Source organism: Pseudomonas sp. SCA2728.1_7, assembly GCF_018138145.1.
GTDB classification, from domain to species: Bacteria; Pseudomonadota; Gammaproteobacteria; order Pseudomonadales; family Pseudomonadaceae; genus Aquipseudomonas; species Aquipseudomonas koreensis_A.
The window spans coordinates 2,831,763-2,857,255 of record NZ_CP073104.1; the positions used below are offsets into that span (position 1 = coordinate 2,831,763).

Annotated in this window: 22 protein-coding genes; 11 read left to right on the forward strand and 11 right to left on the reverse strand. The window is 60.2% G+C overall.

The genetic code is table 11. The annotated features are described in order from the left end of the window. The first annotated feature begins 105 nt into the window (after positions 1-105). Positions 106-1,311: a cysteine desulfurase gene (locus KBP52_RS12740; protein WP_212622875.1), complete on the forward strand. Its 1,206-nt coding sequence runs from the start codon at positions 106-108 to the stop codon at positions 1,309-1,311. Beyond that, complete coding sequence (locus KBP52_RS12745) at positions 1,308-1,712, forward strand: SufE family protein (protein WP_212622876.1); 405 nt, start codon at positions 1,308-1,310, stop codon at positions 1,710-1,712. Before KBP52_RS12740 ends, KBP52_RS12745 begins: the two co-directional genes overlap by 4 nt. Before the next feature lie 102 nt (positions 1,713-1,814). Here the strand turns inward: KBP52_RS12745 and tcdA are convergent, their stop codons facing one another. Continuing rightward, entirely contained in the window at positions 1,815-2,633 is an 819-nt protein-coding gene (gene tcdA / locus KBP52_RS12750; RefSeq protein WP_116028737.1) for a tRNA cyclic N6-threonylcarbamoyladenosine(37) synthase TcdA, read from the reverse strand. A 214-nt stretch (positions 2,634-2,847) separates the two neighbouring features. Here tcdA and KBP52_RS12755 point away from each other — a divergent pair, with 214 nt between their 5' ends. The 4 genes from KBP52_RS12755 to KBP52_RS12770 all read left to right on the forward strand — a co-directional run bounded on the left by KBP52_RS12755 (position 2,848) and on the right by KBP52_RS12770 (position 8,091). Then, complete coding sequence (locus tag KBP52_RS12755) at positions 2,848-5,439, forward strand: glycosyltransferase (protein ID WP_212622877.1); 2,592 nt, start codon at positions 2,848-2,850, stop codon at positions 5,437-5,439. Between the two features lie 238 nt (positions 5,440-5,677). Continuing rightward, positions 5,678-6,829, forward strand: a complete 1,152-nt coding sequence (gene dapE, locus KBP52_RS12760) for a succinyl-diaminopimelate desuccinylase (RefSeq protein ID WP_116028736.1) — start codon at positions 5,678-5,680, stop codon at positions 6,827-6,829. Then, the gene (locus KBP52_RS12765) at positions 6,829-7,638 is read left to right on the forward strand and encodes a putative RNA methyltransferase (protein WP_064120730.1); all 810 of its coding nucleotides are present in this window, start codon (positions 6,829-6,831) and stop codon (positions 7,636-7,638) included. The genes dapE and KBP52_RS12765 overlap by 1 nt, the downstream gene beginning before the upstream one ends. 75 nt (positions 7,639-7,713) lie before the next feature. Then, on the forward strand, positions 7,714-8,091 hold the full coding sequence (locus tag KBP52_RS12770) for a hypothetical protein (RefSeq protein WP_212622878.1): 378 nt from the start codon (positions 7,714-7,716) through the stop codon (positions 8,089-8,091). A gap of 130 nt (positions 8,092-8,221) precedes the next feature. Here the strand turns inward: KBP52_RS12770 and KBP52_RS12775 are convergent, their stop codons facing one another. Beyond that, a complete protein-coding gene (locus tag KBP52_RS12775) occupies positions 8,222-8,431 on the reverse strand; it encodes a cold-shock protein (protein WP_007908870.1) in 210 nt (69 codons plus the stop codon). A gap of 238 nt (positions 8,432-8,669) precedes the next feature. On the opposite strand from KBP52_RS12775, the gene plsB reads away from it, so the two are divergent. The 3 genes from plsB to KBP52_RS12790 all read left to right on the forward strand — a co-directional run bounded on the left by plsB (position 8,670) and on the right by KBP52_RS12790 (position 12,431). Continuing rightward, positions 8,670-11,171: a glycerol-3-phosphate 1-O-acyltransferase PlsB gene (gene plsB / locus KBP52_RS12780; protein ID WP_212622879.1), complete on the forward strand. Its 2,502-nt coding sequence runs from the start codon at positions 8,670-8,672 to the stop codon at positions 11,169-11,171. A 131-nt stretch (positions 11,172-11,302) separates the two neighbouring features. After that, entirely contained in the window at positions 11,303-11,701 is a 399-nt protein-coding gene (locus tag KBP52_RS12785) for a YbaY family lipoprotein (protein ID WP_016985112.1), read from the forward strand. A gap of 40 nt (positions 11,702-11,741) precedes the next feature. Beyond that, positions 11,742-12,431: a DUF4197 domain-containing protein gene (locus tag KBP52_RS12790; protein WP_016985113.1), complete on the forward strand. Its 690-nt coding sequence runs from the start codon at positions 11,742-11,744 to the stop codon at positions 12,429-12,431. Here KBP52_RS12790 and KBP52_RS12795 read toward each other — a convergent pair. The 3 genes from KBP52_RS12795 to KBP52_RS12805 form a co-directional block, all read right to left on the reverse strand. Further along, complete coding sequence (locus KBP52_RS12795; protein ID WP_212622880.1) at positions 12,428-13,819, reverse strand: Fic family protein; 1,392 nt, start codon at positions 13,817-13,819, stop codon at positions 12,428-12,430. The two genes, KBP52_RS12790 and KBP52_RS12795, sit on opposite strands and share 4 nt — an antisense overlap. Before the next feature lie 1,436 nt (positions 13,820-15,255). Beyond that, on the reverse strand, positions 15,256-18,324 hold the full coding sequence (locus tag KBP52_RS12800) for an efflux RND transporter permease subunit (protein ID WP_212622881.1): 3,069 nt from the start codon (positions 18,322-18,324) through the stop codon (positions 15,256-15,258). A 6-nt stretch (positions 18,325-18,330) separates the two neighbouring features. Next, complete coding sequence (locus KBP52_RS12805) at positions 18,331-19,431, reverse strand: efflux RND transporter periplasmic adaptor subunit (protein WP_212622882.1); 1,101 nt, start codon at positions 19,429-19,431, stop codon at positions 18,331-18,333. A gap of 94 nt (positions 19,432-19,525) precedes the next feature. Here KBP52_RS12805 and KBP52_RS12810 point away from each other — a divergent pair, with 94 nt between their 5' ends. After that, a complete protein-coding gene (locus KBP52_RS12810) occupies positions 19,526-20,161 on the forward strand; it encodes a TetR/AcrR family transcriptional regulator (protein WP_212622883.1) in 636 nt (211 codons plus the stop codon). Between the two features lie 115 nt (positions 20,162-20,276). Here the strand turns inward: KBP52_RS12810 and KBP52_RS12815 are convergent, their stop codons facing one another. Next, complete coding sequence (locus tag KBP52_RS12815) at positions 20,277-21,056, reverse strand: class I SAM-dependent methyltransferase (RefSeq protein WP_176091694.1); 780 nt, start codon at positions 21,054-21,056, stop codon at positions 20,277-20,279. A 95-nt stretch (positions 21,057-21,151) separates the two neighbouring features. Here KBP52_RS12815 and KBP52_RS12820 point away from each other — a divergent pair, with 95 nt between their 5' ends. Further along, positions 21,152-21,772 carry an energy transducer TonB gene (locus tag KBP52_RS12820; protein ID WP_077571299.1) on the forward strand — a complete coding sequence of 207 codons (621 nt, stop codon included), beginning with the start codon at positions 21,152-21,154 and terminating at the stop codon, positions 21,770-21,772. Between the two features lie 3 nt (positions 21,773-21,775). Here KBP52_RS12820 and KBP52_RS12825 read toward each other — a convergent pair whose 3' ends face one another. From KBP52_RS12825 to tsaB, 5 genes are all read right to left on the reverse strand, one after another. Then, positions 21,776-22,468, reverse strand: a complete 693-nt coding sequence (locus tag KBP52_RS12825; protein ID WP_212622884.1) for an extensin family protein — start codon at positions 22,466-22,468, stop codon at positions 21,776-21,778. 2 nt (positions 22,469-22,470) lie between these two features. Continuing rightward, a complete protein-coding gene (locus KBP52_RS12830; RefSeq protein ID WP_116028727.1) occupies positions 22,471-23,292 on the reverse strand; it encodes an isocitrate lyase/phosphoenolpyruvate mutase family protein in 822 nt (273 codons plus the stop codon). Positions 23,293-23,324: 32 nt separating this feature from the next. Next, positions 23,325-24,185, reverse strand: a complete 861-nt coding sequence (locus KBP52_RS12835) for a DUF72 domain-containing protein (protein WP_116028726.1) — start codon at positions 24,183-24,185, stop codon at positions 23,325-23,327. After that, the gene (locus KBP52_RS12840) at positions 24,185-24,493 is read right to left on the reverse strand and encodes a hypothetical protein (protein ID WP_116028725.1); all 309 of its coding nucleotides are present in this window, start codon (positions 24,491-24,493) and stop codon (positions 24,185-24,187) included. The genes KBP52_RS12835 and KBP52_RS12840 overlap by 1 nt, the downstream gene beginning before the upstream one ends. A gap of 256 nt (positions 24,494-24,749) precedes the next feature. Beyond that, entirely contained in the window at positions 24,750-25,424 is a 675-nt protein-coding gene (gene tsaB, locus KBP52_RS12845) for a tRNA (adenosine(37)-N6)-threonylcarbamoyltransferase complex dimerization subunit type 1 TsaB (protein WP_116028724.1), read from the reverse strand. Between the last annotated feature and the right edge of the window lie 69 nt (positions 25,425-25,493).

The following is a 25,493-nucleotide window of genomic DNA, read 5'->3' on the forward strand; positions in this document are numbered from 1 at the left end:
GCCTGCTCGCGATGCTTTTAGCGCCCTCACGGACGCCATCGCGAGCAGGCTCACTCCTACAGGATTTGGCGTACATCCCGCCCCTCTTCACCAGGGCTAAAGACCGTGATGATTCCCTCCCCGTGGCGCGCCGATTTCCCGGCCATCGCCGCGCTGCAACGGCAAGACCAGACTTATCTGGACAACGCTGCCACCACGCAAAAACCCCAAGCCCTGCTCGACGCGCTGACGCATTACTACGCCAATGGCGCGGCCAATGTGCATCGCGCGCAACACCTGCCCGGCGCTCACGCGACGCAGGCGTTCGAAGACAGTCGGCTGAAGGTCGCCCAGTGGCTGAATGCCGGTGACAGCGGGCAGATCGTCTTTACCCACGGCGCCACCAGTGCGCTGAATCTCCTGGCCTATGGCCTCGAACATCTTTTCCACCCGGGCGATGAAATTGTCATCAGCGCCCTGGAGCATCACGCCAACCTGCTGCCGTGGCAGCAACTGGCGCAACGGCGCAATCTGAAGCTGGTGATCCTGCCGCTGGATGCCGACGGTCTGATCGACCTTGCTGCCGCTGTGCACCTGATCGGCCCGCGCACGCGCTTGCTGGCGGTCAGTCAGCTGTCCAACGTGCTCGGTGCATGGCAGCCATTGCCGGCGTTGCTGGGCATGGCCAAGGCGCAGAGCGCGCTGACCGTGGTCGATGGCGCGCAGGGCGTGGTTCATGGTCGGCATGACGTGCAGGCGCTGGGTTGCGACTTTTATGTGTTTTCCAGTCACAAGCTGTATGGCCCGGATGGCCTCGGCGTGCTATTCGGGCGCAATGCAGCACTTGAGCAGTTGAAGCCCTGGCAGTTCGGCGGTGAGATGGTGCTGGAAGCCAATTATCACGACGCGCGCTTTCGCCCGGCGCCACTGGGTTTTGAAGCGGGCACGCCGCCAATTGCCAGTGTGATCGGCCTCGGCGCGACGCTGGATTATCTGGCGGGTCTGGATCAGGACGCGGTGTCTGCCCATGAAGCCGCGCTGCATGACTATTTGCTGCGTGGACTCGGGGCGCGTAATGGCATTCGCTTGCTCGGCAATCCACAACTGGCGCTGGCGAGTTTTGTCGTTGAAGGTGTGCATAACGCTGATTTGGCGCACTTGCTGACTGAGCAAGGTATTGCCGTGCGCGCCGGGCACCACTGCGCCATGCCATTGCTGAAAAGCTTTGAACTGGCCGGAGCGATTCGTGTGTCGCTGGCGCTGTACAACGACTCGGAAGATCTGGAACGCTTCTTTGAAGCGCTGGATCAGGCGCTGGAGTTGTTGCGATGAGTTTGCCGATCGAAGCGGCAGAGGCGTTGCAGATCTTTCAGAGCGCGGCCGGCTGGGAACAGCGGGCGCGGTTGTTGATGCAGTTTGGTGATCGTCTGCCGCCGCTTGGTGATGCGGATAAGTGCGAGGCCAACCGGGTGCATGGCTGTGAAAGTCAGGTGTGGCTGGTGGGATCGTTGCACGACGGTCACTGGCAATTCAGCGCCAGCAGCGATGCGCGGATGATTCGTGGGTTGGTGGCGTTGTTGCTGTTGCGGGTTAACGGTTTGTCGGTGGCTGATTTAAAGCAAATCGATTTGCCGGATTGGTTTAATCAGCTCGGCCTGTCGCGCCAGCTATCGCCATCGCGCAGCAATGGCCTGAATGCCGTGCTCCAGCGAATGAATGAGTTGGCGCTTTAAAGCGGCTGCTTCGCAGCCATCGCGAGCAGGCTCACTCCTACAATTGGAATGCGTTCCCCTGTAGGAGTGAGCCTGCTCGCGATAAGGCCATAAGCCCCACCATCAAATCTGAGGTTTGACTCGGTCAGCCGGGCGCCGAACACCGGCGACAATCTTGTCCACAGCCTTGGTCGCCGCGACCATGCCAAACGTCGCCGTAACCATCATCACCGCACCAAACCCGCCGGCACAGTCCAGTTTCACGCCATCGCCGACAAAACTCTTCTGCAAGCAAATGCTGCCATCCGGCTTCGGATAACGCAGTTGTTCCGTGGAAAACACACACGGCACGCTGTAATGGCGGGTCACGGTGCGCGAGAAGCCATAATCGCGCCGCAGCGTCGAGCGCACTTTCGACGCCAATGGATCGTTGAAGGTGCGGTTTAGATCGCACACCTGAATCAACGTTGGATCAATCTGCCCGCCCGCACCGCCAGTGGTGATGATCTGGATCTTGCGGCGCTTGCACCAGGCGATCAGCGCAGCCTTGGCGTTGACCGCGTCGATGCAGTCGATCACGCAATCAATATTCGGCGTGATGTATTCGGCCATGGTGTCGCGAGTAACGAAATCCGCCACCGCGTGCACGGTGCAATCCGGGTTGATCCCGCGCAGACGCTCGGCCATCACTTCGACCTTGGGCTTGCCGACGGTGCTGTCCAGCGCGTGCAACTGACGGTTGGCGTTACTGACGCAGACGTCATCGAGGTCGAACAGCGAAATCTCGCCGACGCCACAACGGGCCATGGCTTCCGCCGCCCAGGAACCGACGCCACCGACGCCGACGATCGCCACATGGGCCGCGCGCAGGCGCGCCAAGCCCTCGATGCCATACAAACGGGCAATGCCTGCAAACCGCGGATCTTCTGTACTCATGACCATTACCCCAAAAACCGGCGCGCATTATAGGGCTACACAGCGACAAGTTTTAAGCTTCGAGCTACAAGTGTAAGAACTTAAGTCAAAGTCGGCTGCCCAATGTCGGGCATTTCCCTGTCTGATGTACGACTTGCGAACTGCCGGTGTAGGATGCGCGCCCCTCGGGCGTCTAGCCGACCGATCCTCCGTTCCACAGCCTTTGGAACCCGAAATAGCTATGTCATCGCGTAAATTTGGACTCAACCTGGTGGTGGTTCTGGCAATCGCTGCCCTGTTCACCGGTTTCTGGGCGCTGATCAATCGCCCGGTTTCCGCGCCGAACTGGCCGGAGCAGATCTCCGGTTTCTCCTATTCGCCGTTCCAGCAGGGACAATATCCGCAGAAAGATCAGTATCCATCTGACGACGAAATGCGCCGCGATCTGGAGATCATGAGCAAGTTGACGGACAACATCCGCATCTACTCGGTCGACGGTTCGCTGCAAGACATCCCGAAACTGGCTGAAGAGTTCGGCCTGCGCGTGACCCTGGGGATCTGGATCAGCCCCGACCAGGAACGCAACGAACGGGAAATCACCCGCGCGATCGAACTGGCCAATACCTCACGCAGTGTGGTGCGCGTGGTGGTCGGTAACGAAGCGATCTTCCGCAAGGAAATCACCGCCCAAGAGCTGAGCGTATTGCTTGATCGCGTGCGCGCTGCGGTGAAAGTGCCGGTGACCACCTCCGAGCAATGGCACGTCTGGGAAGAACATCCAGAGCTGGCGAAGCACGTTGACCTGATCGCCGCCCACGTTCTGCCGTACTGGGAGTTCATCCCGGTCGACAAGGCCGGGCAGTTCGTGTTCGACCGTGCCCGCGACCTGAAAAAGATGTTCCCGAAAAAACCGCTGCTGCTCTCCGAGGTCGGCTGGCCGAGCAACGGTCGCATGCGCGGTGGCGCCGATGCGTCGCCGGCGGATCAAGCGATTTACCTGCGTACCCTGGTCAACAAGCTCAATCGCCAAGGCTTCAACTACTTCGTGATCGAAGCGTTTGACCAGCCGTGGAAGGCCAGCGACGAAGGTTCGGTCGGCGCCTATTGGGGCGTGTTCAACGCCGCGCGCCAGCAGAAATTCAACTTCGAAGGCCCGGTGGTCGCGATCCCGCAATGGCGCGTGCTGGCGATCGGTTCGGTGGTGCTGGCGCTGTTGTCGCTGACCTTGCTGATGATCGACGGCTCGGCCCTGCGTCAGCGCGGGCGGATCTTCCTGACCTTTATCGCCTTCCTCTGCGGTTCGGTGCTGGTATGGATCGGTTACGACTACAGCCTGCAATACAGCACGTGGTTCAGTCTGACGGTCGGGTTCCTCTTGGCGCTCGGCGCGCTCGGGGTGTTTATCGTCTTGCTGACGGAGGCGCATGAGCTGGCCGAGGCGGTGTGGATTCACAAACGTCGGCGTGAATTCCTGCCGGTCGAGGGCGACTCCAGCTATCGCCCGAAAGTCTCGATCCACGTGCCGTGCTACAACGAGCCGCCGGAGATGGTCAAACAGACCCTCGACGCACTGGCAGCGCTCGATTATCCGGACTACGAAGTCCTGATCATCGACAACAACACCAAGGATCCGGCGGTATGGGAGCCGGTGCGCGATTACTGCGAAACCCTCGGCCCGCGCTTCAAGTTCTTTCACGTCTCGCCGCTGGCCGGTTTCAAGGGTGGTGCGCTGAACTACCTGATCCCGCACACCGCCAAAGATGCCGAAGTGATCGCCGTGATCGACTCCGATTACTGCGTGCATCCGAACTGGCTCAAGCACATGGTGCCGCACTTCGCCGACCCGAAAATCGCTGTGGTGCAATCGCCGCAAGATTATCGCGACCAGAACGAAAGCACCTTCAAGAAGCTCTGCTACGCCGAATACAAAGGTTTCTTCCACATCGGCATGGTCACCCGTAACGACCGTGACGCGATCATTCAGCACGGCACCATGACCATGACCCGTCGTTCGGTGCTGGAAGAATTGGGTTGGGCCGACTGGTGCATCTGTGAAGATGCCGAACTCGGTCTGCGCGTGTTCGAAAAAGGCCTGTCGGCGGCGTATTACCACGACAGCTACGGCAAGGGCCTGATGCCGGATACGTTTATCGACTTCAAGAAACAGCGTTTCCGTTGGGCCTACGGCGCGATTCAGATCATCAAACGCCACACCGGCAGCCTGTTGCGCGGCAAGGACACCGAGCTGACCCGTGGCCAGCGTTATCATTTCCTCGCGGGCTGGTTGCCGTGGGTCGCGGACGGCATGAATATCTTCTTCACCGTCGGTGCGCTGTTGTGGTCGGCGGCAATGATCATCGTGCCGCAACGGGTCGATCCGCCGCTGCTGATCTTCGCAATCCCGCCACTGGCGCTGTTCGTGTTCAAGGTCGGCAAGATCATCTTCCTCTACCGTCGCGCGGTCGGCGTGAACCTGAAGGATGCATTCTGCGCGGCACTGGCCGGGCTGGCGTTGTCGCACACCATCGCCAAAGCGGTGCTGTACGGTTTCTTCACCAGCAGCATTCCGTTCTTCCGCACGCCGAAAAACGCCGATAACCACGGCTTCTGGGTGGCGATTTCCGAAGCGCGCGAAGAGCTGTTCATCATGCTGCTGTTGTGGGGCGCGGCGCTGGGGATCTTCCTGGTCAATGGCATGCCAAGCAACGACATGCGTTTCTGGGTGGTGATGTTGCTGGTGCAGTCGCTGCCGTATCTGGCGGCGCTGATCATGGCGTTCCTGTCGTCGTTGCCGAAACCGGCCGCTGCGCCTGAGCCGGCGCCGGTCGTCTAAATCCTCATCGATGCACTAAACGGCGGCCAATGGTCGCCGTTTTGCTTTAAGATAACCGCCATTTTGCGGGGCTTGGCGTGATACGCGGTGTAACCGACCGAACCCAATCCCTGTGGGAGCGAGCTTGCTCGCGAAGGCTTTGTAACATTCAACCCTTATGTTGCCTGATACACCGCATTCGCGAGCAGGCTCGCTCCCACATTGGCCCTCGCTCAAATTCATGACCCCGGAGTTTTCCATGACGGCCCACGCCGACCTTTCGCCGACCCTCCAACTCGCCATCGACCTGATCCGCCGTCCGTCCGTGACGCCGGTCGACGCCGATTGCCAGAAGCAGATGATGCAGCGCCTGGGCGATGCCGGTTTTACTCTCGAGCCGATGCGCATCGAAGATGTGGATAACTTCTGGGCGACCCACGGCAACAACGACGGCCCCGTGCTGTGCTTCGCCGGCCACACCGACGTGGTGCCGACCGGTCCGGTCACCGCATGGCAGATCGACCCGTTCAACGCACTGATCGACGAACACGGCATGCTCTGCGGCCGTGGCGCGGCAGACATGAAAGGCAGCCTGGCGTCGATGACCGTCGCCGCTGAGCGTTTCGTCGCCGATTACCCGAACCACAAGGGCAAGGTCGCGTTCCTGATCACCAGCGATGAAGAAGGCCCGGCGCACCACGGCACTAAAGCGGTGGTCGAGCGTTTGGCCGCGCGTAACGAGCGTCTGGACTGGTGCATCGTCGGCGAACCGTCGAGCACCACATTGGTCGGCGACGTGGTGAAGAACGGCCGTCGCGGTTCGTTGGGCGCCAAGCTCACCGTCAAAGGCATTCAGGGCCACGTCGCCTATCCACACTTGGCGAAGAACCCGATCCACCTCGCCGCTCCGGCGCTGGCCGAACTGGCCGCCGAGCATTGGGATCACGGTAACGATTTCTTCCCGCCGACCAGCTTCCAGATTTCCAACGTCAACTCCGGCACCGGCGCGACCAACGTGATTCCGGGTGATCTGGTGGCGGTGTTCAACTTCCGTTTCTCCACCGAGTCGACCGTTGAAGGCCTGCAGAAACGCGTGGCTGACATTCTCGACAAGCACGATCTGGACTGGCACATCGACTGGGCGCTGTCCGGCCTGCCGTTCCTCACCGAACCGGGTGCGCTGCTCGACGCGGTGTCGGCGAGCATCAAGGACATCACCGGCCGTGAGACCAAAGCGTCGACCAGCGGTGGTACTTCCGATGGCCGTTTCATCGCGACCATGGGCACGCAGGTTGTTGAACTGGGCCCGGTCAACGCGACCATTCACCAGGTCAACGAACGCGTGCTGGCGGCGGATCTCGACGTACTGACCGAGATCTACTACCAGACCCTGATCAAGTTGCTCGCCTGATGCTCGCTTGCCCCATCTGCAATGAACCGCTGAATGCGGTGGACAATGGCGTGGTCTGCCCCGCCGGCCACCGCTTCGACCGTGCGCGCCAGGGTTACCTGAACCTGCTGCCGGTGCAGCACAAGAACAGCCGCGACCCTGGCGACAACCAGGCCATGGTCGAGGCGCGCCGGGACTTTCTGAATGCCGGGCATTACGCGCCGGTGGCCAAGCGTCTGGCCGAACTGGCGGCGAGTTATGCGCCGGATCGCTGGGTCGACATCGGTTGTGGCGAGGGTTACTACACCGCGCAGATTGCCGAGGCCTTGCCGAACGCTGATGGCTACGCGCTGGATATTTCCCGCGAGGCGGTCAAACGCGCCTGCAAGCGCAACCCGGCGATTAGCTGGTTGATCGCCAGCATGGCCCGTGTGCCGTTGGCGTCGGGCAGTTGCCAGTTTCTCGCCAGCGTTTTCAGTCCACTGGATTGGGAAGAAGCCAAGCGTTTGCTCAGTGTCGGCGGTGGCCTGATGAAAGTCGGCCCGACCAGCGGCCACCTGATGGAACTGCGCGAACGCCTTTATGACGAAGTGCGCGAGTACACCGACGACAAGCATCTGGCCCTGGTGCCGCAAGGCATGGCGCTGGCGCACAGTGAAACCCTGGAATTCAAGCTAACGCTGGACAAGCCCGAGGATCGCGCCAACCTGTTGGCGATGACACCCCACGGCTGGCGCGCCAGTGCCGAGCGTCGCGCGGCGGTGATCGAACAGGCCGAGCCGTTCGAGACCACCGTGTCGATGCGCTACGATTATTTCGTTCTTCAATAACTTTTGGTTCCGGGCAAACGCCCGGGGCCGGCTAAATCCGCGAATGGATTTTTCAGACCCGCAGTGAGGACATCCATGCGCCAACCGGATATCGAGATTTACCTGAAAGACGCCGACGTCGACCACAAGGCCATTTCGGCCTGGCTGGGCGCCGCGCTGGGCCCGTGCAGCGACTGGGTACAGAAAGGCCAGACTTACAAGTGCAAGGCCGGCAACGTGCCGGTGACCTGGCTGCCGAAAGCCGTGGGCAAATGGAACAGCCTTTTTCTGGAAAGCGACCAGACCCCATGGGACGACGACATCGCCTGCGCCCGAGCAGCGTTTGCTGCACTGAACGTGGAAGTGCGTTGCGCGCCGGGCACGTGGGTTGAAGAAGAAGGCGAAGAGACAGCGGATCGCTGGATGCGTATCAGCGAAGACGGTGAAGAAGAAATCACCTGGAAAACCGCCTAAACACCGATCCCATGTAGGAGTGAGCCTGCTCGCGATTGCGGTGTGCCAGTCGATATCAATGTTGACTGATTCAGCGCAATCGCGAGCAGGCTCACTCCTACAATGGTTTTTGGCGTTCTTGAGGTTTGTGTTACAGGCCTACAACGTCCTCAGCCTGCAAACCCTTCTCGCCAGTAATCACCGCGTATTCAACCTGCTGGCCTTCGGTCAGCGACCGATGCCCTTCGCCACGAATCGCGCGGTAGTGCACGAACACGTCCACCCCGTCTTCGCGCTGGATAAAGCCGTAGCCCTTGGCGTCGTTGAACCACTTCACGTTGCCGGTTTCACGTGTTGCCATCTGTTCATACTCCTTTTTTATTATTGAACAGGCTTTTCGCAGGAAAGCCTTAGAGGAACGTCAGCCTGCGTCCGACGTCCATAAAAGGGCCCCGGCGACAGACCGCCGAGTATATGACAGGTGCGAAAAGTCTCAACAGGAGATTACTTCGCCGCTTTTTTGCCGATTTTCAGTGAATCCGGCACACTATCGCCCTCCCGAGCAAACGCTCGGTTTTATCCACTCATGCAGAAGCCGTATGACCCGTTCCCCGTTCCGCCGTCTTGTGTTTGGCACCCTGCGCCGACTGTTGTACCTCTGGGTCCGCTCGGAGACGATCAACCAGTCGTCGTTCACCCTCAACCTCGACCGCAGTCGTCCGGTGTTCTACGTCCTGCAAAACCCTTCGCTGACCGATCTGGCCGTGCTCGACACCGAGTGCACCAAGGCCGGCCTGCCGCGTCCGGTGCTGCCGGTGTCGGTGGGTTCGCTGATCGAGCCGGCAGCGTTTTTCTACCTGACGCCGGATCCGGACTGGCTCGGCCGCCAGGACAAACGCGGTGCGCCGCCGACCCTGACCCGTCTGGTCAGCGCCCTCACCCAGAATGCTGCCGAAGATGCGCAAATCATCCCGGTCAGCGTGTTCTGGGGGCAGTCGCCGGACAGCGAAAACAGTCCGTGGAAGCTGCTGTTCGCCGACAGCTGGGCCGTTACCGGACGTCTGCGTCGGCTACTGAGCATCATCGTCCTGGGGCGTAAAACCCGCGTGCAGTTCTCCGCGCCGATCCACCTGCGTGAACTGATCGAGCACAACAAGGGCCACGAACGCACCGTGCGCATGGCCCAGCGCATTCTGCGCGTGCACTTCCGCAACCTCAAAGCCGCGGTCATCGGCCCGGACATTTCCCACCGCCGTAACCTGGTCAAAGGCCTGCTCAACCAGCCGTTGGTCAAGCAAGCGATCCTCGACGAAGCCGAGCGCGAAAACATCTCGCCGGAGAAAGCCAAGGCGCAGGCCCTGCGTTACGGCAACGAAATCGCGTCGGACTACACCTACACCGCGATCCGCTTCCTTGAAGTGGTGCTGAGCTGGTTCTGGAACAAGATTTACGACGGCATCAAGGTCAACCACATCGAAGGCGTGCAGAAAGTCGCGCAGGGTCACGAAGTGATCTACGTGCCATGCCACCGCAGCCACATCGACTACCTGCTGCTGTCGTATCTGCTGTTCCGCAACGGCCTGACCCCGCCGCACATCGCCGCCGGGATCAACCTGAACATGCCGGTGATCGGCAGCCTGCTGCGTCGTGGCGGCGCGTTCTTCATGCGCCGCACGTTCAAGGGCAATCCTCTGTACACCTCGGTGTTCAACGAATACCTGCACACCCTGTTCACCAAAGGCTTCCCGGTCGAGTACTTCGTCGAGGGTGGCCGCTCGCGCACCGGGCGCATGCTGCAACCGAAAACCGGCATGCTCGCGATCACGATGCGCAGCTTCCTGCGTTCGTCGCGCATGCCGATCGTGTTTGTGCCGGTGTACATCGGTTACGAGCGCGTGCTGGAAGGTCGCACCTACCTCGGCGAACTGCGCGGCGCGAGCAAGAAGAAAGAATCGATCTTTGATATTTTCAAAGTCATCGGTGCGCTCAAGCAGCGTTTCGGTCAGGTCGCAGTGAACTTCGGTGAGCCAATCAAACTGGCGGAATTCCTCGACGCCGAGCAACCGGACTGGCGCCAGCAGGAACTCGGCCCGCAGTACAAACCGGCGTGGCTCAACGAAACCACCAATCGCCTCGGCGAGAAAGTCGCGCAGCATTTGAACGAAGCGGCGGCGATCAACCCGGTAAATCTAGTGGCGCTGGCGCTGCTGTCGACCACGCGTCTGGCGCTGGATGATCGCGCCATGGCGCGGGTGCTGGATCTGTATCTGGCGCTGCTGCGCAAAGTCCCGTACTCGCCGCACACCACCTTGCCGGAAGGCGATGGCCGGGCGCTGATCGAGCATGTGAAAGACATGGACCTGCTCGCCGAGCAGAACGATGCGCTGGGCAAGATTCTCTATCTGGACGAGCAGAACGCCGTCCTGATGACCTACTACCGCAACAACGTGTTGCACATCTTCGCGTTGCCAGCGCTGCTGGCGAGCTTCTTCCAGAGCGCGTCGCGCATGAGCCGCGAACAGATCCTGCGCTACACCCGCGCGCTGTATCCGTACCTGCAATCGGAGCTGTTCATTCGCTGGACGCTGGATGAGTTGGACGGTGTGGTTGATCAGTGGCTCGAAGCGTTCGTCGAGCAAGGCCTGCTGCGTTTCGAGAAGGATGTGTACCTGCGTCCGGCGCCAAGTTCGCGGCATTTCGTCCTGCTGACGCTGCTGTCGAAGAGCATCGCCCAGACCTTGCAGCGCTTCTACATGACCGTGTCCTTGCTGCTCAACAGCGGCCAGAACAGCATCAGCGCCGAAGAGCTGGAAGACCTCTGTACGGTCATGGCTCAGCGCCTGTCGATCCTCCACGGCCTGAATGCGCCGGAGTTCTTCGACAAGAGTCTGTTCCGTCACTTCATCCAGACGATGCTCGACCTCGACGTGCTGCGTCGCGACGAGGCCGGCAAGCTGAGTTACCACGAACTGCTCGGCGAACTCGCCGAAGGCGCGGCCAAACGCGTGTTGCCGGCGGAGATTCGTTTGTCGATCCGCCAAGTTGCACTGCATCGCAGTGAAGATGCTGCCGATCAGGTCGTCGCCCAACCCGAGACCTGATGCAAACCTGGTGGGAGTGAGCTTGCTCGCGAAGGTAGAGTGTCAGTCGACATCTCAGTGACTGAAATACCGCTTTCGCGAGCAGGTCGAATCGTCGCACCGTCGCTCCCACACTGATAGGAGAATTCCCGATGAAAAAACTCACCCTGCTCGCCGCCGCCACACTGTTGAGCGCCTGCCAATCGACCACACCTGCCGGCAAGGTCGGCCTCGACGGTGAAGTGTTCTACCTGCAGCGCATCGCCCTGCCACCGAGCGCGACCCTCAGCGTCAGCCTGCAAGACGTCTCGCTAGCCGACGCGCCAGCCGTCGTATTGGACGAGCAAAAAGGCCCGGTCAAAGGCCAGGTGCCGCTGCCCTTCCACTTGAGCTACGATCCGGCCCAAGTCAAACCGGGCCACCGTTACTCGGTCAGCGCGCGCATTGAAGTCAACGGTGAGTTGATGTTCATCACCACCGAAAACCACGCCGTGCAACTCGACGGCAACGATCCGCAGCCGCTGAAAATCCGCGTCGACGCCGTTCGTTAATCCATTTTCCGCAGCCCTTTTCCGCAACAAGGAAGCCGCCATGCTCCGCCCTACCCTTCGCTTCGCTGGCCTGTGCGCAGGCCTGATGATCTCCGCCAGCGCGCTGGCCCTGTCGCTCAGTGACCTGTCACAAAAGGACGCCACCGGCGGCCTCAAGGATGCCCTGACCCAAGGCGCGCAAATCGCTGTAAAGCAACTGGGCACCCCCGGCGGTTTCAGCAACAACCCCGACGTAAAAATCGAACTGCCGGGCAAACTCGGCAAAGCCGCGAGCAAGATGAAAGCCTTCGGCATGGGCGCTCAGGTTGAAGAACTGGAAACCGCGATGAACAAGGCTGCCGAATCCGCGGTGACCCAGGCCCAGCCAATCCTCGTCGACGCCGTGAAGAAAATGAGCGTGGAAGACGCCAAAGGCATCCTCAGCGGCGGCAAGGATTCGGCCACGCAATACCTCGACAAATCCAGCCGCGAACAGATCCGCGCCAAGTTCCTGCCGATCGTCAAGCAAGCGACCGACAAGGTTGGCGTGGCGCAGAAGTACAACTCGTTCGCGGGTCAGGCCGCTGCGTTTGGCGTTGTCGATGCGAAGAGCGCCAACGTTGAAAACTACGTGACCGAGCAGGCGCTGAATGGCCTGTTCGAAATGATCGGCAAACAGGAAGAAACCATCCGCCAGAACCCGGCTGCTGCGGCGACCAGTCTGGCGAAGAAGGTGTTCGGCACGCTTTAAGCCGTCACAACATGGGGGCGAAGGAATTCGCTCCCGTGCTTCCATCCACCGACAGGGTTACGTAAAAAGAACACCCACTCCCGTCCCATCTTCCTTCGTTCAAAAACCTGTAACTCGTCTAATCCATCCAGTGCCGACATCGCCTCGCTATACGAGCAAGCAAAATTCTCAGCCACATTGCTCGCGGTGAACTCCTTCGCCACTCCGTTTTTGGCCACCTCGTACAACGCGCGTTGTTTTTCCGTGAGTTGATCAAAGAAGCCGCAATTCTTCAGCCTGCGCTCGAACTCTTCGGTGCACCCCACGCTCTTGCGGTAAACATCGGTAAACCCGAGCACCGCTCGCTGGATCACCGAGCACTGGAATTCGATGAAGTACGTCAGATCCAGCTCATCCGCCTCGGTATGCAGGTATGAACGTCCGTATTTCACCGGCGCATTACGCAGTAACAAACTGATCGCTACGTAGCGAAACCCCGCAAACTCGTTCTTGAACATGAACCAGTAAAACAACGCCCTGGCGACCCGCCCGTTGCCGTCGCGAAAGGGATGTTCGTAGCCCAAAGCAAAATGCAGCGTGATTGCCTTGATCAGTGGATGCAGGTAGCTCGTCTCTTGCGGTGAGCCTTCGGGCAGATTGATCCAGTGCGACAGTCGCTCAAGCCGCGACACCAATCCTGCTGCAGGTGGCGGCCGGTGCACCGTGTTGCCCGCCCCGTCCTGAACGACCACTTCGTCATTGATCCTGAACACCCCGGGGGAATACTGCTCGTCATCGATACCCTCGACACCCACCCGATGAATCGCCGCAATCAACTCCACGCTCATGGGTTGGTAACGCATCTCCCAGGCAAAATTCATCATCCGGTAATTACCCAACACCATGCGCTCATCCGGAGTACGGGGCAGACGCTGCCGCTTGAGCATGTCCTTGGCCACGCGCGTGGTAGTCGCCGCGCCCTCCAGCTGACTACTGGCGATGGCCTCGTCTTCGATCAAGTCATTGAGCAGATAACTGAAATGCGCCCGCTCGCCGATCTGGCTGGTCATGTATTCCAGCGCGGCCGTACTGGCCTGCCGATCGACGATGGAGATGGTTTTCTGTGCCAGCGGCGTCAACAGATACTTGCCCCACTGCGCCGGCTCGCCCAGTGGCAGAAGGTTAATGTACTGGGCCGCCCGCGCCTTCTTGACCAACGCCCAGCACAGCCTGGCATCCAGACCCGACGCCCAGCGATAACGCAACGCTTCAAATGGCAGATAACGACCTTGATCATCGAGCGGCTTGAGCAGCGCAAGATAATCAGCCAGACGATGTTTGTGGGGCGGGCGCACCAATAAGTCAAACACCGGGTCGGATCGGCCCTTCAAGGGTGGAGGCTTTTTCATCAAGGCGGACTCAAGGACTCTGGAAAAGCAGAGGCTTGAGTACAGCACTCGCGGCACCCAGACTCAATATCGGAGGTTTCTGAAAAAAATGTAGGAAGTGGCGGAGGCAGAGCGGGCTATGGTCGTCAGCTAGAGACTGGTCGGCTGTCAGGCCGCCTTCGCGAGCAGGCTCGCTCCCACAGTTGGATTGAGTACATCTGCAGAAAACAGGTCGGCTGTCAGGCCGCTTTCGCGAGCAGGCTCGCTCCTACAGTTGGATGGGGTACACCTGCGGAAAACAGGTCGGCTGTCGGGCCGCCTTCGCGAGCAGGCTCGCTCCTACAGTTGGATTGAGTACACCTGCGGAAAACAGGTCGGCTGTCAGGCCGCCTTCGCGAGCAGGCTCGCTCCCACAGTTGGATTGAGTACACCTGCGGAAAACAGGTCGGCTGTCAGGCCGCTTTCGCGAGCAGGCTCGCTCCTACAGTTGGATGGGGTACACCTGCGGAAAACAGGTCGGCTGTCGGGCCGCCTTCGCGAGCAGGCTCGCTCCTACAGTTGGATGGGGTACACCTGCGGAAAACAGGTCGGCTGTCGGGCCGCCTTCGCGAGCAGGCTCGCTCCCACAGTTGGATGGGGTACACCTGCGGAAAACAGGTCGGCTGTCGGGCCGCCTTCGCGAGCAGGCTCGCTCCCACAGTTGGATGGGGTACACCTGCGGAAAACAGGTCGGCTGTCGGGTCGCCTTCGCGAGCAGGCTCGCTCCTACAGTTGGATTGAGTACACCTGCGGAAAACAGGTCGGCTGTCGGGCCGCTTTCGCGAGCAGGCTCACTCCTACAGTTGGATTGAGTACACCTGCGGAAAACAGGTCGGCTGTCAGGCCGCCTTCGCGAGCAGGCTCACTCCTACAGTTGGATTGAGTACACCTGCGGAAAACAGGTCGGCTGTCAGGCCGCCTTCGCGAGCAGGCTCACTCCTACAGTTGGATTGAGTACACCTGCGGAAAACAGGTCGGCTGTCAGGCCGCCTTCGCGAGCAGGCTCGCTCCCACAGAAAAGCGAGAGCAGATCGCTTCTGCTCCTCACCACTCAACAGGATGAGCGTTAGCTCGGCTGCGGCTTTTGATCTTGATCTGAAGGCCCGTCGGCAGGCTGAGTGGAGGGATTGATCCGGGGGTGGGAGCGCAGCGACCGTTCGACGAAGTCGAACACATCGAAAGGAGGTGCAGCGAAGCAAATCGGAAGCGATGCCCCCGGATCGATCCCGGAGCGAAGGAACCCCGAGCCCCAGCGAGCGGGCCGAACGTCAGGGCACAGACCTTTGGTTCCTTTGGGGCGTTTGCCAAAGGGACTCGCTGTAAGAGCGAAACCGCCAGCGGCAGCCCCCGAAGCAACGGATATTCACAAAGAACAACCAGAGCATGGTCGGCCCGGAGGCCGCCACGTCACAAAACAATCAAGCGTCCTTACGCACCCGGAACCAAGCCGCATACAACGCCGGCAAAAACAACAGCGTCAACGCCGTCGCAACAATCAACCCGCCCATGATTGCCACCGCCATCGGCCCAAAAAACACACTCCGCGACAACGGAATCATCGCCAAAACCGCCGCCAACGCCGTCAACACAATCGGCCTGAAGCGTCGAACCGTAGCCTCGATAATCGCCTGCCAAGGCTTAAGCCCCGAAGCAATATCCTGCTCAATCTGATCCACCAGAATCACCGAATTACGCATGATCATCCCGGACAACGCAATCGTCCCCAACATCGCCACAAACCCGAACGGCTGACGGAACACCATCAAAAACAGCGTCACCCCGATCAACCCCAAAGGCGCCGTCAAAAACACCATCGCCGTGCGCGAAAAACTGCGCAACTGCACCATCAACAGCGTCAGCACCACGACGATGAACATCGGCACCCCAGCATTCACCGATTTTTGCCCACGCTCGGAATCCTCCACCGTGCCGCCGACATCCAACAGATAACCATCGGGCAACTCGGCACGAATAGAATCCAGCGTCGGCATGATCTGCTTGACCAACGTCGCCGGCTGCTCCTTGCCATAAATATCCGCCCGCACGGTCACGTTCGGCAGGCGATTGCGGTGCCAGATAATCCCCTCCTCAAAGCCATATTCCAGCGTGGCAATCTGCGACAACGCCACACTGCGGCCGTTATCCGTCGGCACCGCCAGACTCGGCAGCAACGACAATTCAGTGCGCTCATGCACCGTGCCGCGCAGCAGAATCTCGATCAACTCATTGTCTTCGCGATACTGACTGACACTCGATCCGGTCAACGAACTCTGCAGGAATTTGGCCAGATTGGCCGTGCTCACACCCAGCGCCCGAGCGCGATCCTGATCGATGTTCAGATAGACCACCTTGCTCGGCTCTTCCCAATCCAGATGCACATTGACCACATGCGGGTTCTCACGAACCTTGGCCGCCACTTTGCGCGCCAACGCGCGGACTTCCTCGATGTGCTCACCGGTGACGCGGAACTGCACCGGATAGCCAACCGGTGGGCCGTTTTCCAAGCGAGTAACCCGCGAACGCAGCGCCGGGAACTGTTCGTTGAGCGTTTCGATCAACCAACTGCGCAGCGCTTCACGCTCCTCAATGGTTTTCGCCAACACCACAAACTGCGCGAAGCTCGCCGCCGGCAATTGCTGATCCAGCGGCAGATAGAAACGCGGCGATCCGGTGCCGACGTAAGCCACGTAATTGTCGATGCCGGCGTGATCCTTGAGCATCGCCTCCAGCCGTTTGACCTCGCCAGTGGTATTGGCCAACGACGCACCTTCGGCCAGTTTCAGATCGACCATCAACTCCAGTCGATTGGAGGCCGGGAAGAACTGCTGCGGGACGAAGCGGAACAACATCACCGAGGCGATAAACAGCCCCACCGTCAGCACGATTACGGTCTTGCGATGCATCACGCACCACTCCACCAGCCGCCGAACCCGCTGATAAAACGGCGTGCCATACGGATCTGGCTGTCCATCGCCAGTGCCATGTTTGGCCGCATGAATTTTCGCCAGATCCGGCAGGAGTTTTTCCCCCAAATACGGCACAAACACCACCGCTGCCACCCAGGACGCGAGCAACGCGATGGTCACCACTTGAAAGATCGAGCGGGTGTATTCGCCGGTGCCGGACTGCGCCGTGGCAATCGGCAGGAACCCGGCGGCAGTGATCAACGTACCGGTGAGCATCGGGAACGCCGTGCTGGTCCAGGCATAACTCGCCGCACGAATACGGTCGAAGCCCTGCTCCATTTTGATCGCCATCATTTCCACAGCAATGATCGCATCGTCCACCAGCAAACCCAGTGCCAGCACCAACGCGCCAAGAGATATCTTGTGCAGGCCGATGCCGAGGTAATACATGCAGGCGAAGGTCATCGCCAGCACCAGCGGAATGGTCAGTGCCACCACCATGCCGGTGCGCACGCCGAGGGAGAAGAAGCTCACCAGCAAGACAATCGCCAACGCTTCGACCAGTACTTGAACAAACTCACCGACCCCGGTTTTCACCGCCGCCGGTTGGTCGGAGACCTTGCGCAGTTGCATGCCGGCCGGGAGGTTTTTCTGGATACGCGAGAACTCGCCTTCCAGCGCTTTGCCGAGCACCAGAATGTCACCGCCATCCTTCATCGCCACGGCGAGACCAATCGCATCCTCGCCCATGAAGCGCATGCGCGGCGCCGGTGGATCGTTGAAACCGCGACGCACATCGGCGACATCGGAGATGCGGAACGTACGATCGCCGACGCGGATCGGGAAGTTTTTTATCTCATCGACTGTCTGAAAATTCCCCGAAACCCGTAGCTGCAAGCGCTCGCTACCGGTTTCAAAAAAACCGGCGGTCGACACCGCGTTCTGCTCCTGCAATGCCTGTTGCACCGCCGCCAGCGGCAAGCCAAGGGTCGCCAGTTTGACGTTGGACAGCTCGACCCAGATTTTCTCGTCCTGCAAACCGAGCAGGTCGACTTTGCCGACATCCTTGACCCGCTGCAGCTGGATCTGGATACGGTCGGCGTAATCCTTGAGCACCGCGTAATCGAAACCGTCGCCGGTCAGCGCATAGATATTGCCGAACGTGGTACCGAATTCATCGTTGAAGAACGGCCCCTGAATATCCGGCGGCAAGGTCTGACGAATATCGCTGACCTTCTTGCGCACCTGGTACCAGAGGTCGGGGATTTCCTTGGAGTGCATCGAGTCACGGGCAATGAACGTCACCTGCGATTCGCCGGGGCGCGAGAACGACACGATGCGTTCGTACTCGCCGGTTTCCATCAGTTTCTTTTCGATGCGTTCGGTGACCTGACGCGAGACTTCCTGCGCGGTCGCCCCCGGCCAACGGGTCTGGATGACCATCGCCTTGAAGGTGAACGGCGGGTCTTCGCTCTGGCCGAGTTTGGTGTAGGACAACGCACCAACGATGGCCAGAAGAAGCATCAGGAACAGTACGATCTGGCGATTACGCAGCGCCCATTCGGAAAGGTTGAAGCGCATCGGGACTTACTCCTTGTCCGCCAGATTGACCACACGGTTGGAGCGATCCACCGGACGCACCTGCTGCCCTTCGAGCAACACATGCACACCGGCGGCGACTACCCAGTCGCTGGCGTTCAAGCCTTCGAGTACCGGCACGCTTTTCTCGCCGAACGGGCCGATGCGCACCGGGGTTTTCTTCAAGGTGTTGTTGCTATTGACGACCCAGACGTAGGTCGCGCCGTTTTCGGCGGTGAGTGCCGAGAGCGGCACCGACAGGGAAACGCTGTCGGCCGACTGCACGAACACACGGGCGCTCTGACCCAGTTCGGCCGGGACTTTGCCGCCGGCGAAGGAGATGCGCGCGGCAAAGGTGCGCGAGCGTGGATCGGCGGCGGGCGACAGTTCGCGTATCTGCCCAGCGAAGCGCTGGTTTTGCTGCGTCCACAATTCAACAGTCACCGGCTGACCGACCTTGAAGCGGCCGAAGCTCTGCTCCGGCAGGCTGATCAGCACTTCGCGCTCGCCATCGGTGGCGAGGGTAAACACGGTTTGCCCGGCGGCGACGACCTGTCCCACCTCGACCGAACGCTTGGCCACCACGCCATCCTGCGGCGCACGCAGTACCGCGTAACTGGCCTGATTGGTCGACACGTTGAATTCAGCTTTGATTTGTTTGAGGCGGGCTTCACCGGAGCGGTAAAGGTTTTCGGCATTGTCGTAAGCCGAGCGGCTGACCATCTGCCGATCCATCAAGGTTTTGTAGCGATCACGCTCGGCACGCACCAGATTGAGATTGGCTTCAGCGGCGGCGACCTGGGCGCGGGTAGCTTCCAGTTGCAGGCGTACATCTTGCGGATCGAGTTCGGCGAGTGGCTGATCAGCCTTCACGCGCTGACCTTCATCGACCAGTCGTCGGCTGACTTTGCCGCCAATACGAAAGGCCAGATCGGGTTCATAGCGCGCGCGTACCTCGCCCGGATAACTTTCCATGGCCTGCGCCGAAGGCTCTGGCTGCACCACCATGGCCGGTCGCACGGTGACTTGCGTCGCCTCTTCCTGACCACACGCTGACAAAAGGAACGCCAGACTCACTGGCAACGCGAGGGACAACGCATGGCGGAACATGGTGACGGACCTTTCGCTAATGGTGCTTGGAATAATTATACTGGCGGGTATGTTATTAATAGCAAACTCACCAGTCCAGTATTAAAAGCGAAGAATGTCGAACAATCTTTCAGCTCCAAACGGTCCGGGCCGTCCCAAGGATCTGGCCAAGCGCCAGGCAATCCTCGACGCGGCGAAAATTCTGTTTCTGAGTCATGGCTATGCCAACACCAGCATGGACGCGGTCGCCAGCGAAGCGGGCGTGTCGAAGCTGACGGTCTACAGCCATTTCAACGACAAGGAGACGCTGTTCTCCGCCGCCGTGGTGGCCAAATGCGAGGAGCAATTGCCGCCATTGTTCTTCGAATTGCCCGAAGGCATCGCCGTGGAAAATGTGTTGCTGAACATTGCGCGAGGCTTTCATCACCTGATCAACAGTGATGAGTCGGTGAACTTGCACCGCTTGATCATGGCACTCGGCAGTCAGGACCCGAAGCTGTCGCTGATCTTCTTCGAGGCCGGCCCGCAGCGCATGGTGCAGGGCATGGAGCGGCTGTTGACGCGTATTAACGAGACAGGCGCGCTGAGCATCGATCTGCCGCGCAATGCCGCCGAGCACTTCTTCTGCCTGATCAAGGGTGCGGGGAATTTTCGCTTGTTGTATGGCTGTGGGGAGCCGTTGAGCGAAGAGGCTGCAGAGAGCCATATTCAGGAAGTGGTGGCTTTGTTTATGCGGGCGTACAAACCTTAGCTTCTGCGCTGTTTGGGCTGGCCCTATCGCGAGCAGGCTCACTCCTACAGTGGATTTGTGTGCACCACAGATCAATTGTAGGAGTGAGCCTGCTCGCGATAGGAGCGACTCGGTTTTAAGGTTTGAGCGCTTTCTTTGGGTAAATGTCATACCGGCTCGATTTGCCATCCAGCGCATGACTCGGCTTCGGCCCCTCAATGCACGGCGCCTTGCGCGGCCGTTTGACCACCACCCGGTGCGTCGCCAGAGCCAACGCGGCTTCGAGCAACGCCGGCGCATCCGGATCATCGCCCACCAAAGGCCGGAACAGACGCATTTCCTTCTTCACCAGCGCGGTCTTCTCGCGATGGGGAAACATCGGATCGAGATAAATCACCTGCGGCGGCTCACCTTCCCAGTTCTGCATGACCTCGATGGAGTTGCCCTTGAGCAATTTCATCCGCGCCACGATCGGTGCCACGTCGAAATCCTCCGCCGCCCGTGCCAGACCATCCTCCAGCAGCGCGCCAATCAGCGGCTGGCGCTCGATCAGGCTCATTTCGCAACCGAGACTGGCCAGCACAAACGCATCCTTGCCCAGCCCCGCCGTGGCATCCAGCACCCGTGGGCGCACGCCTTGGGCAATGCCGACAGCCTTGGCAATCATCTGCCCGCTGCCACCACCGTATAAGCGCCGGTGTGCCGCGCCGCCCTCGACGAAGTCGACGCGCACCGGCCCCGGTGCGTCCGGGCCAAGCTGTTGCAACTGCAAACCCTGCTCGCCGACCTGCAAGGCAAACTCGCCATCCGCCACTTCAAGCGGCAGGCCCAAGCGCTCGGCCCACTGCCCGGCTTGCGCTTCAAACGTAGGGCCGAGGGCCTGAACATGGATGCGGCAGGCCGCAGGTTGCTCGATCATGGAAAACACGCTCAAAAATTCAAGGATCGGCAAAAACCGCCGATAATTCATTCAACGCGCATTTTGCCAGAGCTGAGCGTCAACCGAAAAAAATGTCAGGCATTCTTCCCACATCGATTGGCTACATCTCGCCCCATGGCGACTTTAGCCGTCACAACACTCAAGCACTGAGCGGCGTCAGTCACCTGTGGCAGGATTTCTTTGCCCAGGCGCTGGCCGAACAGACGAGTGAAGTGGTGCCTGCCTGCGGTACGTTTCCGCCGGTTGACCTGAGCAGCCCGGAAGAGCCGACCATCGGCAGCGAGCTGCACGCGCACATCGTCAGCCAGCGCGAGTGCGATGTGGTGGAGACCGAAGTGCGCCCACCAGAGCCGCTGTTCCTGCCGATCGCCGAGTTCGAAATGGACTTGCTGGACAAGCCATTCCCACCGTTCCCACCTGAAGAACTCAAAGCTCAGCAAGAGCAACAGGATTTCGACAGCAGCTGGGTACGGCCGGTGGTGATCAACAACGGTCAGCCAACACCAGAACCAGGTCCGGCACCGCAGAAGAAACCGCTGTACCTGCCGATTGCCGAATTCGATCTGGACCTGCTGCAAAAGCCTTACCCGCCGTTCCCGCCAGAAGAAATCGTCGAGCAACAGAAAGCGCTGGACTTCGATAACGGCTGGGCGCGCCCGATCGTTCTGCAGAACCTGCGCCTCGCCGCTTAAGCCTCAGCGACACACGCTCCAGCGCCCGACATCGACATGAAAGTGATTGCGATGGGCGGCGTTGTAATCCGGACTCAACACCACACTGAATGCCTCGCAGGCGCCATCGCGCACCTGACGGAGAAACTGCGCGTGCTGATTTTGCTTGGGCCAGTCCTTGAGTACGCTGATGTTGCGGCCATCCGCCAGACGAAACCCGGCAATGTCCAATGCATCGGCACTGGCGTGGCGACTGAGCGCCCCGCTTTCGCGGTTGTAGACATTGCGGCAGGCGAAGCTGCCGAGGTGATCGAGACGTGTGACCTTCTGGCCGTATACAGACTGAGCGGCGGGTTGCAGGGTGTGGTGTTCAAACATCGCGTAGGCCACCGCCAGCGGACAACTGGCGAGGAAACTGCTGCTCAGCGCCACCTCACCGCCCTGTACGCGCAGGGCGCCGATCAGCGGGCACTTGGCGTCCGGGCTGTCGGATTGCCGCGTGACACGAAGATCCGAGCTGCTTAACGCCTGCGCGCAGAGCTCAGGATCACTGCGCAAACGCATCAGCTTGTAGCCGGTCAGCCAATTAGGCGCGGCTTTCACGTCCAGCGGTGCCCACGGATTCCACTGCGGCGGGACTTCAAGCCAACCGCGCCAGACACTGACCGCAGCGCCGCCAATCATCAGCAGCACCAGCCAGAATATCCACCGCCCCATGTTCAGCCTTTGAAAAACTGATTGGCCTTGGCGTACGGCATCGACTGCGAGGTAAAGCCGAATGTGCCCGATTGCTGGATCTCTTCAGCGGCGCGGAAGAACTCGCCGAATGCTGCCAACGCCAATGCAGAACCGGTACTGATGCGGCGTACGCCCATTTCCTGCAGTTCCTGCACGGTCAGTTTCAAGCCGCCGGACATCAGCACATTGACCGGTTTCGGCGCCACCGCGCGTACCACCGCCAGCACTTCTTCGGCGTTACGCAAACCTGGCGCGTACAACACGTCAGCGCCGGCCTCGGCGAAGGCCTGCAAGCGGCGAATGGTGTCGTTGATATCGGGGTTGCCGTGCAGATAATTTTCCGCGCGGGCAGTCAGGATGAAGGGAAATGGCAGCGTGCGCACGGCGGCGACGGCGGCTTCGATACGTGCCACCGCGTGTTCGAAGCAATAGATCGGCGCATCCGCGCGGCCCGTCGCGTCTTCGATCGAACCACCCACCGCACCCGCCTCTGCTGCGCGAATCAGGCTTTTTGCAGCCTCGGCCGGGTCATCGGCAAAACCGTTTTCCAGATCCACCGCTACCGGCAAATCGGTGGCGGCGACAATCGCGCGGACATTGGCCAGGGTCTCGTCGAGACTTAACGCACCATCGGCCTTGCCCTGGGAAAACGCATAACCGGCGCTGGTCGTTGCCAAGGCCTGATAGCCGAGGCTGGCGAGCATTTTCGCCGACCCCGCATCCCACGGATTGGGAATGACGAAAATCCCCGGACGTTCATGCAGGGCTTTGAAGGCGTGTGCTTTAAGGGCTTGGGCATCCATCGGCAGGCTCCAGGGCAGGAAAAAAATCCGCCTCAGAGCAGGCCAAGTTGCTCCGCAGCGGGTTCTCTGTATAGCTCAGGCAGCGCCGGCAGGCCAGGCAAACGTTGCATCAGTTGTGCGTGAAAACGTTGCGCCAGCTTCGCCGCCAGGAGGTTGTCGGCGGTGTGCAGAAAGATATACGGCGTTCGGCCCTCTTCGATCCACTCGGCGATTTTCGCCACCCATGGCAGCAGAAACGGGTCGTTGGCCTCAAGCTCTGGATGGCCAATGAAGCGCACCTGCGGAAATTGCGTAAATGCCGCCGGGCGTGTCGGCACGCGCGGTTTTTTCGATTGCGCGTGGATCACCGAAGACTCGGTCGACAGGCAGCTGAACAGCGCACGCGGGTCGAGGCAGATGCGCTCGACACCACGATCCAGCAGCAGCCGATTGAGCAAGCGTTCGCTCTCGCCCTTGGCGAAGAACTGTTCATGCCGCACTTCCACCGCCAGCGGGCAATCCAGCGCATCAATGAACGCCGCCAGTTCCGGCAGCCGATGCGGTGTGAAGCTTTTCGAAAGTTGCAACCACATCGGCGAGACGCGCTCACCGAGCGGTTTGAGTAATTGCAGGAAGGTTTCGGCGGCGGTCAGTTGCTCGCGCAGATCACCGCTGTGGCTGATGTCGCCGGGGAATTTGGCGGTGAAGCGAAAGTGTTCGGGCATCACCTCAGCCCAACGCTGCACAGTGGCGGGCGACGGACTGGCGTAGAAGGTCGTGTTGCCTTCAACGGCGTTGAACACTTGCGAATAGAGACCGAGGAAATCAGAGGTTTTGGCGTCTACCGGGTACAAATACTCGCGCCAGGCGTTTTCGCTCCAGGACGGGCAACCGAGGTAGTAAGGCAGATCCATCAGATGTACAGATCGAGGCCCAGCACGTCTGCATCCCAATCGACAAAACCGGCAGTGCTCAGGTAACTGGCCAGGGCCATCGCTACGCTTTTTTTCATCGCACGGTGGTAGATCATGTCTTGCTGACGGGCAGGCAGATTGCTCAGGCGTTGGGCCGAGGCTTTGGCAGCGCGGGCGGCCAATTGCTCTTCAGTCGGGAATTCCAGCTCGCCGTCAATATCGTCGACGGACTCATCCACAGTCACATGGCCTTTGCGAGGCTTGCGCTTGATGGGGTAGGACTGAGAGGAAAGGCCGTCTATACGCATAATTTCATGCTCGGTATCGATGATGGCAATTTAGCGGCACTTGACCGACTTAGCAAACCGCCGAGTGATAACTAGAACACATAAAGCGCAAAAGGTTTAAAGCGAGGGGTTACAAACTGACGATTGGCGGATTCGCGGGCGACTTAATTCCCTGTGGGAGCGAGCTTGCTCGCGAAGATTTCAGCACATGCAACATTGATATAGGCTGACCCGACGCCTTCGCGAGCAAGCTCGCTCCCACAGGTAAAGTGGTGAATCAGCGGGCTTTCGGGGTGGCGACTTTGTCGCGCAGGTAAACCGGTTGCGCGTCATCCGCCGGGATCGATTCGCCGCGTTCCCAGGCAAAACGCGCCAGCGTCAGCAGGTCTTCGGCGTGGGGCAACATGCCGGCGTCGGAACCCGTCAGATCGACCGCAATGCGCTCGGCATAACCCCAACCGGTGCCGGCGCCGAACCAGTCGCCACTGGCATCCGCCGGCAACGCCGCGACTTCCGGCGGCAACACCGCTTCGGCACCGACCAGACGCATCTCCCCCGCCGTCTCGCGGTAGCAGCCCCAATACACTTCATCCATCCGCGCATCGATGGCCGCCGCGACCTGGCTCACGCCATGTTGACGCAACGCTCGCTGCGCCAGCACTGCGAGGTTGGACACTGGCAACACCGGACGATCCAGCGCAAACGCCAAACCCTGCACCACACCAATGGCGATCCGCACACCCGTGAACGCGCCAGGCCCGCGACCGAAGGCAATCGCATCGACCGCTTGCAACGTGGTGCCGGCGTCGGCCAGCAATTGCTGGATCATCGGCAGCAGCTTCTGCGCGTGCAGGCGCGGGATCACCTCGTAATGGCTCGTGACCTTGCCGTCATGCAGCAAGGCAACGGAGCAAGCTTCAGTCGCGGTGTCCAGGGCCAGCAAGGTGCTCATCGATGTTTCCAAAACAGGGAAGGGAAAAAGTGCGTCAGTATAAACAACTACGGCCCGCAAGCGGGCCGT